Consider the following 10577-nt stretch of genomic DNA (forward strand, 5'->3'; position numbering starts at 1 on the left):
CCCCGCAGTGGAAAACTCAAAAGGTATTGCGCCGCAATCTAGTTGGTCACCTTGGCCAATGCTGCCCGAGCAGCGGCGAGTACCGCGTGCGGTAGTCCCTGAGCCTGCGCCGCCGCCAGAGCTCGTTCGGTCGGCCCACCAGGCGAGGCCACCGCTCGACGCAGCGCGAGCGTGTCGTGCTCGAATTCGGCCAAGAGGGCGGCCGTGCCGTGCAGTGTTTCGGTCGCCAGCGACCTCGCCAGACTCGCCGGAAGCCCGGCGTGGATGGCCGCATCCGCTTGTGCCTGTGCGAACATCGCGACCAGTGCGGGACCCACGCCGGCCAATGGAATCAGCGCGTCCACTTGATGTTCCGGGATTCGGACGACCGTACCCACCCTGCCGAACAGTGCGGCCACGGCGGACTCCACCTCGGCGTCCACGCTCTGGCCGGTCGGCAGCGATACGATCCCCGCGCGGACCCGGACCGGGAGATTGACCGTCACTCGCATCGCCCGCGACCGGCGGTACACCGCGTTCAGCTGTGCGGATGTCACGCCGGATAGCACCGAGACCACCACGGCCTGCGTCCCGTCGAGTTCCCGGCCCACCGCGGCGAGCTGTCCCGGCTTGTGACACAACACGATCACGTCCGCGCGGGCGCCCAGTTCGGCATTGGTCGCCACGGCCACGCCGCCGGTGTCCGCGGCCAGCTCAGCGGCGCGCCCCGAGCCGTTGTCGGTGCACAGGATCGGAGTTGCCCACCCGGTTGCCAAGGCACGCGCCATATTTCCCGCACCGACCATACCGATCGTCGTGAAGGTCCGCGCACCGCCGAGCGCGGCGTTCCGGTTGTCGGTCATCGTACGTTCCCGTCCTCGACGAGTTCAGTCAGCAGCTCTCGCACCCGTGCCGCAATGCGATCGGCCGCTTCCGAATCGTGGCCGCGCAGATGCACCCGGCCGGTCAGACCACCCGCCTGTTCGGTCACCTCCAACAGCCGCACAGTGTGACCGCCGAGGATCGGCAGTTCGACCGGAGTCGCCTCGACGCCGTCGAGCAGCAGCGGTTCCGCGGCAGCCGGATGCACGAGGACGTGATTGGTCAGCATCGACGAGGACAAACCCAGCTCTCCGCACAGGAACTCGACGGGGATCTCCGCGAACGCGGCGGCATCGTGGAGTCGGTCGGTCTCCATCCGCAGCAGCCGCCGCAGCGAATGCCCGGCGGCGACATCGACAACTGCGGGCTCGGATCGGGCGAAGGGGCCTATCACCGGCTCCCACTCCGGCGCCGGGCGACGCAATACCGTGGCACACACCGCAATCCGGTCCCGGTCGGGTTCATCGGCCGCGAGCGCGGTCGCGAAAACGGTACGCAACACCGCAGGCAGGTCCATGCCCAGTGACCGTGCCTCGGCCCGCAGCGGGCGAACCACGGCCGCTGGCAGCGATAGCCGTACCGACGACACCGTGCCCGCCGCGTCCGCGGGCAGATCGACCTCGCCCAGTCTGGACTGCCAGTACCGCAATGCTTTTCCGGCGTCCGCTACGGGGTCCTGCGCACGGGCGAACTCCGGATAGTCGGCCGCGGGCTCCGCGAGGCCCGCTGTGCTTCGCGCCCCCGAGTACAGCTCGCCGAGCTCACGTACGAGGATGTCCAGGGAAGGCTCATCGGCGACGAGACGGTGACAGCGCACCAGCAACGTGCACGCCGCTTCTGATACGGCCGCCGACCGCGTCGGGTGTTCGTACAGGGTCACATCGATAACCTGCCCACGCGTAACGTCCATGACGGTGGCACACGCCAGCGCGAGCTCCGAGGCCATGTTGTCGGCAGACTCCGTCGCGGTCCTGACCGCAATGCTCGCCCGGTGCCGCACGGTCTGGCCCGGCGGCTGTCCCGTCGGCGCATCGAATGCGCAGCGCAGCACCGCATGTCTGCGCAGCAACGTGGCCACCGCACCGGCGAGCCGATCCCGGTCCGGCCGAACGTTGAGCCGGAAGGCGCGCGCCACCACCGGTGGCCGCGCCTCGGGCGACGCCAGATTCCACAGACCCCGCTGCACCGCGGACAGCGGATACCGGGTTCCGGTCCGGCGTATCAACTCATCCGTCGGCCGCGCGGCGGCCGCCCGTCCCGGCAGGTTCGCGGCGAGCAGAGCGACAGTGGGATTGCCCAGGATGCGCTCCGTGGTGAAGTCACGTCCCAGATCCGAGGTCAGACGGTTCGCGATTCGCGCCGCCAGCAGCGAATGCCCGCCGAGATCGAAGAAGTTGTCGTCGCGACCGATCCCCGGAACCTTCAGCACTTCCGACCAGACCTCGGCAATGGCTCGTTGCACCGCTGTGCTCGGGGCGAAATCCTGCGCTACACCGTCCTCGGGGTTCGCCCGGCGCCCGCCGAACGCGGGCTCCGGCAACGCGGACCGGTCCACCTTTCCCGTAGCCCCCAACGGCAGCCGGTCCAGGAACACGTACGCCGCCGGAATCATGTGGGCCGGAAGCAGCGCTGCCAGGTATGCCCGCAACCCACCGCTGTCGAGCGCCGCACCAGCCGTGCTCTTTTCCCGCACGACGTAGCCGACCAGGACGATCCCGTGCGTCGGGCGGCGATGACCGACGACGACCGCGGCGCGGACGGCCGGGTGACGCGTCAGCGCCAACTCGACCTCCGCGGGCTCGACACGGTGGCCCCGCAAGTTGATCTGCCGGTCGCGCCGACCAAGGTACTCCAGCGTCTCGTCCACGAGCAGGCGTCCCAAATCGCCGGTGCGATAAAGCCTCGCCCCACCAACACCCGATGCCGACACGAACGGATCGGCGATGAACCGTGTAGCCGTCCGGCCGACCGCTCCCAGGTACCCTCTGCTCACTCCTGTTCCCCCGATGTAGATTTCGCCCACCTCGCCCCGTCCGACCGGCTGCAGCGCGCTGTCGAGCAGGTGCACCGAGACCCCCGGCAGCGGCGTGCCGATCACGTCGGCGGTGCCGACCGCCACCGAGGTGCTCGCGTGCTGGGTGGCGATGAGTGTGGTCTCGGTGAGCCCGAAATGATTGACTACCCGCCCGAATCGGGCCAGGGCCGCCGCATGCGCGCGCAGCGGCAGGAAACTCTCACCGCTGACCAACGTGGTCTCCAGTCGAGGCGGTTCGGCGGCAAACATCGTCGACGTGATCAGGCCGGTGAGCAAAGCCGGTGTGGCACTCAACAAGTGGGTCACCCCGTGCGCCCGCGCCGCGGCCAGGAGCTGCTCCGGATTGCGGCGCACCGACTTCGAGGTGACCACCACCCTGGCTCCCGCGGCGAGCGGCATCAGCGCATCCCGCAGCCACGGATCGAAGGTGAACGCCGCCACCTGCAGTACCACGTGGCGTTGTCCGAGAGCGACGTACGACGACAGCGCAGTGTGGTAGGCGGTAAGGCTATGATGTTCTACGGCAACACCTTTCGGCCTGCCTGTGGAGCCGGAAGTGAACATGACGTACGCGAGGTTCCGAGAATGGGCGGGTCCGGGGAACCGCGTGTCACCCGCGAGGGCAGGTTCCGACGCGTCGACGATCACCACGTCGACCCCGTCGAGTCCGGACAGTCGTGCCTGCTGTTCCGGTTCGGTAAGCAATAGGCGCACACCGGATCCGGCCATCCACTGCCGCAACGTATCGTCGGGAAAGTCCGCGTCCAGCGGCAGATACGCGCCACCGACGGCCCACACCGCCAGCACCGACACGATCGCAACGGCCGGCTGCCGGACACAGATCGCCGTCACCGTCTCGGGTTCGACTCCGTTGCGCCGCAACCGATCCGCCATGGCGTCGACTCGATGGCCGAGCTCCCGATACGTCAGCGCGCGCCCGTCGTCGACAAGAGCGACGGCGTCGGCGAAGTTCTCGATCCCGCACCGGATCCGGTGGTACAGACTGTCCATTCTCCGAGCGTCGCCCATGACCACGCCGCCGCTATTCCCCTAGTTGGCAAGATGCGTGAAATAGCCGGAGTAATAACATCATTGGACTCACTCACCGCGGAGGGCAGGCGGATAACATGCACCGTGACGGCGTGTACGGCGACGATGCGTCCAATACCGTGGTGCACCGCAGGGTGCTTCAATGGTCCACTCGCACACCAGATTCGGTGGCACTAGAGTTCGGCGATCGCCGCTTCGTTTACGCGGATCTCGCCACCGCTGCCTGCCGCATTGCGGCGGGCCTGCGCCGTCAGGGTGTCGGACCCGATGTCCCGGTCGGCGTTCACCTTCCGCGTAGCGAAAGGCTCGTCATAGCGCACCTGGCCGTCCTGGCCGCAGGCGGTGCCTACCTGACCTTGGATCCCGCGCAACCCGATAAGGCGCTCGCCGATCAGATCGCGATCGCCTCGGTGCCCGTCGTGATCACCGACCGTGCCAGCCGCGACCGGCTGCCCAGCACTGTCCGAACACTGCTATTCGACGACCTTGTCGACCATCCCGCCGAGCCGCTGCCCGACTCCGTCGGTCCAGATCACTTCGCGTGCATCATGTTCACCTCCGGATCCACCGGAAAACCCAAGGCGGTCGCGATTCCGCACCGAGCAGTGGTCAATCTCGTCACCGCCCAGAACTACATGACAGTGGGACCGGAACAGTGCTACCTGCTGCACACCGCGCCCACCTTCGATCCGTCGATATTCGAGACTTGGGGCGCCTTGCTCAACGGCGGCAGGCTCGCGATCGCGCCGCCTGGAGCACCTTCGGTGGGCGAATTGGCCCGCCTGGTTCGTGAACACGGCGCGACCGCGACGTTCCTCACGCCCACCATGTTCCGGCTGATCCTGGAGGAACAGCCGCATGCGTTGCATCCCCTGCGCGATCTGCTGCTCGGCGGCGAGGCCATCTTCCCCGCCCACCTCGAGCTGGCTGCGCAACACCTTCCCGACACCTCGATAATCGTGGGCTACGGCCCCACCGAATCGACCGTCCTCGTCACCGCGCACGTCCAGACGAGTGCCGATCCGCTACCTCCGGTCGTCGTCATCGGCCACGACATCACCGGCGTGCGCACCTATATCCTCGACGAGGACCTGAACCCGGTCCCCGACGGCGAACCGGGCGAATTGTGTATCGCCGGAGCGGGACTGGCCTGTGGATACCTCGGCGCACCCGATCTCACCGCAGAACGGTTCGCGCCGGACCCGCACGCATCCCGACCTGGCGACCGGCTGTACCGAACCGGCGACCGGGTGCGAGCGATCGGCTATGGCGGGATGGAGTTCCTGGGTCGCCTCGACAACCAACTCAAGATCCGCGGCCGCCGCATCGAGCCGGGCGAAGTCGAGCAGGCGCTGGTGCACCACGCGGATGTGCTCACCGCCTACGTGACCGCGGAACAGAACGACCGCCGCGGCAAATACCTTGCCGCGTATGTGACTCTGCGCACCGGGTCCACCTCCGACGAATCGGACCTCCGCAGCCACATGGCATCCGCTGTCGCCGACCACCTTCGGCCCGATGTCTATGTGCTGCGCACCGAAGCGTCCGTCACCGCCAACGGCAAACTCGACAGACGCCGCCTGATCGACGGCGCGGCGGCGCCCACGAAACCGAGCGCCGGTCCAACCCTGCGCACAGTCGTGGTCAACGATGATGACCAGTACGCGATCTGGCCCGCGCACCGACCCGCACCCACCGGCTGGACGTCAGTCGACCTACCCGGCACCGTCGACGAGTGCAAGACTCTTGTCCGCCGACTCTGGTCCGATATCCGCCCCGCCCGCAGACGACACGCCGTTCAGACCTCGTAGGCGCGGCATTCGATCAGTGTGCCTACCGGCGCGCGCATGATGCCGTGCTGACCTTCGACCTCGAGCCCGGTGGCGGTGTTTCGCGGGAGCGGCTATTCGACGGTCATCTCCCCCATCTCGGACCAGTCGGTGGCATCGATGGTTTGGCTGATGATGCGCGGGGTCTGTGCGAGGGCTGCGGGAAGTTCGGTCATCGCGGCCTTGAAGTGGGGGCTACCGACGTGTGCCCCGCCGGCGGCCTGGTCTCGGAATGCCTCCACCAGGACGAATTCGGTGGGGTCGTCGACACTGCGAGACCAGTCGAACCAGAGGTTGCCCTCCTCGGCTCGGGTGGCCGCGGTGAACGGGGCAACGAGGTCGAGCCAGCGGTCGGTCCATTCGGGCTTGGTCTTGAACTTGACGACGATAAAGATCATCACGCACCTCCTGCGATGGGTCGGGCTGCCGCGACACAGCCCGACTCCCGCTGTGCCGGGCGGTGATTGTTGCGAACATCCCATTGTCGGACGGTCAGTAAATATTGGAGGGCCGAACCAGGCCGTCAGCCAGATCACCGAATCCCGGCGCGATGATCGCGCCCGGATTCACCATGCGTGTTTGCCCGGATTGCGCCGCATAGCCGAGAGCCTGTTCGCCGTTCAATTCGTTCCGCAGAACTTGTCTCGTCGGTGTCCGATGAGTTCTCCGCGTCCGGGAGGTCTACTAAGTCATGAGGAAACTGATCTATTCGTTCGGCGTGTCCCTGGACGGCTACGTCAACGACCGCGATGGCAGCATCGACTGGACGAACCCGGACGAGGAGCTGCACCAGTTCCACAACGACCGCTACCGCGAGATCGAAGTCTCGCTGCACGGTCGTCGCCTCTACGAGCTGATGGCCGAGTACTGGCCGCACGTGCCTGAGGACGCGCCGCGCATCGAGCGCGAGTTCGGTCGGCTCTGGACCGACAAGCCCAAGGTCGTCTTCTCCAGGACGCTCACCGAGGTCCACTGGAACAGCACCCTGATCAGCGAGAACGCGGTCGAGGAGGTCCGCAGGCTGAAGGCCGGGGGCGACGGCGTCATGGAGGTCGGTGGCGCGAGCCTCGCGGCCTCCCTGCTGCCCCACGGGCTCATCGACGAGTACTGGCTGTTCTTCTATCCGGTGGTCGTCGGCGGCGGCACGCCACTGTTTCCGTTGCTGGACAAGCGAATCCAGCTCCGGCTGGCCGAGACGAAACACTTCGACAAGGTCGTGATGCTGCGCTACGTGGCCGACTAACGCCCCTTCAACCGCAGCAGCCACGTTGTTCAAATGCGACCGTCACCGCCGCGCGGACCAGATGTCCGCTGGATCGATCGCCGCCAACCCGACGGGCGATCGATGGCGAGAACGCACGACCGGCGATCGGTGGGTGGGCCACCGATCGCCGGTCGTAGGTATGGATTTGTCATCGCGAGAGCGAGTTGCGCAGATCGGTGATGGTGGCGCGGCGCTCGTAGGCGATCCAGGCGAAGATCGCGGCGAGCACCAGTGGGAAAATCCCCATCAACGGCTTGTCGGCGATGAAAGCCTGCGTCCCGGCGGCGAGCACCGTGAGAACGGACAGACCTGCGGCAGCCAGGGCACTGAGCCTGGGCACCATCAGGCCGATACCGCCCGCGACCTCCACAACTCCGATGAAGATGAGCAGCCCGAGGGGGATGGTCAGATTCTCGGGGGCGTTGTCCATCAGGGCGTTCGGCATAACGAGCTTCGGCCCGCCGGAGGCGATGATGAAGAACAGGCCGAGCAGGATCTGCAGGGTCCACAGGACGCGGTTGCGGATCTTGCCGGGACGGTCGGTGACGTCGCTGGAGAAGGTGGCGGAGGGGTCGGCGGCGGTCATTTGTAGTCCTTATGGTCGGTCGCGCCGGGTTGGTAGCGCGTTCAACAGATAGGACGGAGCACCGTCGCAGGACTCATCGCTGTCAGCGAAGATTTTTCGAAACCGCTGCTGAACCACCGGTTGGTTGTACCGCCGAATACGGCCCTGGTCTGCGGGTGGTCTGTTGCGCGGAACCGACCACCACGACGGTCGACCCTCTGCTCGATCGGCCAGGGCATGGTCGTGGTGGAGGGAGAAAGGTTGTGCCGGTTCGGTATCCGGCGGTGGCTGGGCAGAGCTTCCGCGCAATCGGCGTGGTGTCTGCCCAGTCGTTCGACTGATGTCACTACATGGGCATCTGCGGGAACATCATGTTCCAGAGGTTCCGCGCCATGTCTACGATCTGCATCAGCATCGGTGACATCATCACTTTCATCACCTCCAAACCCATTGCTGGGCATTGTCTTTCTACCTCCTGGGCACGGGGAACATGCCCGGTTCGGATTGGGTGGCGCTCGTGGCCACGGGGTGACGGTTGGCATCAGGGTGCGATTCCGGTGAGGGAGAGGAATTCTTGCCTGGAACGGGCGTCCTCGCGCAGGGTGCCCAGCAGGGTCGAGGTGACGGTGGTCGTACCGGTGGCCTGGACGCCGCGCAAGGTCATGCAGGTGTGCTCGGCTTCGATGACCACACCGACGCCTTGGGGTTGCAGGTGTTCGGCGAGCCAATCGGCGACCTGTTTGGTCAGCCGTTCCTGGACTTGGGGGCGACGGGAGAAATGCTCGACGATACGGGCGAGTTTGGACAGTCCGAGGATTCGGTCACCGGGCAGGTATCCGACGTGGGCGACGCCGACGAACGGCAGCAGGTGGTGTTCGCATACCGACCGCAGCGGGATACGGCGGGCGAGGACGAGTTCGTCATAGCCCTCGTCGTTGGGGAAGGTCGTCAGGTCGAACGGACGTGGGGTGAACAGTTCGGCATAGGCGCGAGCCATCCGGCCAGGGGTGGCGTGCAGATGTTCGTCGTCGAGGCCGACGCCGAGCGCGGTGAGGAACTCACCCGCGGCGCGTTCGGCGGCGGCCAGGTCGACGGTGTTGACCGGTTCGTGGACGACACGCAGAGCAGGACGTAGCACGGGCTAGCTCCCGCCGATGCCGAGCGCGGTCAGCAACACCAGCACGACGGTGACCACGGCGAATACACCGTGCCCGCCGACGACCGCGACAGGGAAGTGCCGTTCGGCCGGCTGATCCGGTGCCGTGGTGGTGCGGTCGCGATAGACCGGTAGCCACCGTGCCAGCATGGTGAATCCGAGTGCTGCGACCGGCACCAGCAGCGCGAACGCGATCCAGGCCAGCGCGTCGGAGTCGACGACCAGATACACGATCCAGACGACGAGCCCGGCTACAGCGAGCAGGAAATGACCGAACACCACCGGCGGCGGCAAGTGGGTCGTCGTAGGTTGGCGGGCTCCGCCTTTGGCGATCCACGTGCCGAGCAGGACGAACCCGCCGACGGCGGTCAACAACCAGGTGATCAGTGCCGCGATGCCCATCATGCGCTCCTTATGAAGTTCAGATCGAAGGGTGTTCAGTGCCGGAATCCGGCGGCCTGGGTGGTTTCGTCGGCCACCCGGACGCCGTAGTGGTAGGCCAGTTTTCCGCCGAGATAGCCGGAAACGGCCAGCACGGCCACACTCGCCACCGACAGCGCCAATGGACCTGCCGGTACCGGGCTGTGTAGGTCGTCAATGGATCTGCGCCACAGGAAATCGGCGGCGAAGGCCACGGTCACGGCCAGGTTCAGGCTCATGTGGACCAGACCGGTGCGGAAAGCAGGGGTCCCGGTCGGGATCCCCAGCAGATCCAGGAATCCGACCGCCGCGGCGGCCAGCGCGCCCAGCACACCGATCGCGATCAGCCACTGCGCGCCCTGCAGCAGAGACGCTGGGTCCTCGACCACGTGGGAGGCGAGGTCGAACACCAGGCTCGCGATCCACGCGCCGATCGGGACCGTCACCAGGATCGGATGGAACGGGTGCCCGTACGGCCCGGCCAGCAGCGCACTCACCGGCTGCTTGGCCTGCTGTCGATCGCTGCTCACCACGAACCTCCGTGCCGACTGTAATAACGCCAAAAATTATTGGCGAAATTGAGGGGAAGGTCAACCTCCCCCTTGTCAGGCGGATACCCATCGGGCTACACCTGACACAATCAGCGTTATCGTGGTCCGGTGGCCAACGAATCGGCGATCAGTGCAGTCGCAACGCTCGATGACGAGTTGCGGCGTGGGATGTACCGGTTCATCCGACAGGCGCGTCGGCCGGTCACCCGGGACGAGGCTGCCGCCGAGGTGGGAATCTCCCGCAAGCTGGCCGCGTTCCATCTGGACAAGCTGGTCGACGCGGGACTGCTGCGCGCCCGGTACGAGGCGCCCGGTATGCGCCGTGTCGGGCGCGCCCCGAAGGTGTACGAGCCCACCGACGCCGATGTCCGGGTCAGCATCCCCGAACGCCGCTACGAGGTGCTCGCCGAAATCCTGATGGGCGCGGTACTCGGCGAACGCGAAGGCGAAACAGCCCGCGAAGCGGCGATCCGCGTCGCGCAGCGCCGCGGCGAGGAACTCGGAGACGCCGAGCGGAAACGGGTCAGACCCGGCCGACTGGGCGCCGAACGCGCCCTGACCCTGGTGCAGGGCATGCTCGCCGCACACGGCTTCGAACCCAGCCGCGAAGCGCCGACCTCCGTCCGGTTGCGCAACTGCCCCTTCCACCCGCTGGCGGCCACCGCCCCCGATCTGGTGTGCGGGCTCAACCATGCCTTCTGCTCCGGCATACTCACCGGCCTCGGCACCGACAGCGTGCAAGCGGTACTCGCACCACAGGTCGGCGAATGTTGCGTCGAAATGCGCGCGACACCCTGATTCACATGTGGCGCACAAAAGTATCGCGGGCACGGGAGTGCGCCCGCG

Annotated in this window: 11 protein-coding genes; 3 read left to right on the forward strand and 8 right to left on the reverse strand. The window is 66.7% G+C overall.

The features are described 5' to 3' along the window. Nucleotides 1–38 precede the first annotated feature (38 nt). Both OIE68_RS10190 and OIE68_RS10195 read right to left on the reverse strand, forming a co-directional pair. The gene (locus OIE68_RS10190) at nt 39–842 is read right to left on the reverse strand and encodes a pyrroline-5-carboxylate reductase family protein (RefSeq protein ID WP_327099129.1); all 804 of its coding nucleotides are present in this window, start codon (nt 840–842) and stop codon (nt 39–41) included. Next, entirely contained in the window at nt 839–3907 is a 3069-nt protein-coding gene (locus tag OIE68_RS10195) for an amino acid adenylation domain-containing protein (protein ID WP_327099130.1), read from the reverse strand. Before OIE68_RS10195 ends, OIE68_RS10190 begins: the two co-directional genes overlap by 4 nt. A gap of 116 nt (nt 3908–4023) precedes the next feature. On the opposite strand from OIE68_RS10195, the gene OIE68_RS10200 reads away from it, so the two are divergent. After that, nucleotides 4024–5757 (forward strand): amino acid adenylation domain-containing protein, encoded by a 1734-nt coding sequence (locus OIE68_RS10200; RefSeq protein WP_327099131.1) that lies wholly within the window; start codon nt 4024–4026, stop codon nt 5755–5757. Between the two features lie 92 nt (nt 5758–5849). Here OIE68_RS10200 and OIE68_RS10205 read toward each other — a convergent pair whose 3' ends face one another. Together OIE68_RS10205 and OIE68_RS10210 are read right to left on the reverse strand one after the other, a co-directional pair. Further along, a complete protein-coding gene (locus OIE68_RS10205; RefSeq protein ID WP_327099132.1) occupies nt 5850–6173 on the reverse strand; it encodes a putative quinol monooxygenase in 324 nt (107 codons plus the stop codon). Nucleotides 6174–6267: 94 nt separating this feature from the next. Then, nucleotides 6268–6399, reverse strand: a complete 132-nt coding sequence (locus OIE68_RS10210) for a hypothetical protein (RefSeq protein WP_327099133.1) — start codon at nt 6397–6399, stop codon at nt 6268–6270. A gap of 67 nt (nt 6400–6466) precedes the next feature. Between OIE68_RS10210 and OIE68_RS10215 the strand changes: the two genes are divergently transcribed. After that, nucleotides 6467–7018, forward strand: coding sequence for a dihydrofolate reductase family protein (locus tag OIE68_RS10215; RefSeq protein ID WP_327099134.1), 552 nt, complete (start codon nt 6467–6469; stop codon nt 7016–7018). A 169-nt stretch (nt 7019–7187) separates the two neighbouring features. Here the strand turns inward: OIE68_RS10215 and OIE68_RS10220 are convergent, their stop codons facing one another. The 4 genes from OIE68_RS10220 to OIE68_RS10235 all read right to left on the reverse strand — a co-directional run bounded on the left by OIE68_RS10220 (nt 7188) and on the right by OIE68_RS10235 (nt 9710). Then, on the reverse strand, nt 7188–7625 hold the full coding sequence (locus OIE68_RS10220) for a DoxX family protein (RefSeq protein ID WP_327099135.1): 438 nt from the start codon (nt 7623–7625) through the stop codon (nt 7188–7190). Between the two features lie 520 nt (nt 7626–8145). Then, nucleotides 8146–8742, reverse strand: a complete 597-nt coding sequence (folE, locus tag OIE68_RS10225) for a GTP cyclohydrolase I FolE (protein WP_327099136.1) — start codon at nt 8740–8742, stop codon at nt 8146–8148. Nucleotides 8743–8745: 3 nt separating this feature from the next. Beyond that, complete coding sequence (locus OIE68_RS10230) at nt 8746–9162, reverse strand: hypothetical protein (protein WP_327099137.1); 417 nt, start codon at nt 9160–9162, stop codon at nt 8746–8748. A gap of 35 nt (nt 9163–9197) precedes the next feature. After that, the gene (locus tag OIE68_RS10235) at nt 9198–9710 is read right to left on the reverse strand and encodes a DUF2231 domain-containing protein (RefSeq protein ID WP_327099138.1); all 513 of its coding nucleotides are present in this window, start codon (nt 9708–9710) and stop codon (nt 9198–9200) included. 129 nt (nt 9711–9839) lie between these two features. On the opposite strand from OIE68_RS10235, the gene OIE68_RS10240 reads away from it, so the two are divergent. Beyond that, on the forward strand, nt 9840–10529 hold the full coding sequence (locus tag OIE68_RS10240) for a helix-turn-helix transcriptional regulator (protein WP_327099139.1): 690 nt from the start codon (nt 9840–9842) through the stop codon (nt 10527–10529). The last annotated feature ends 48 nt before the right edge of the window (nt 10530–10577 follow it).

Source organism: Nocardia vinacea, assembly GCF_035920345.1.
GTDB lineage: Bacteria > Actinomycetota > Actinomycetes > Mycobacteriales > Mycobacteriaceae > Nocardia > Nocardia vinacea_A.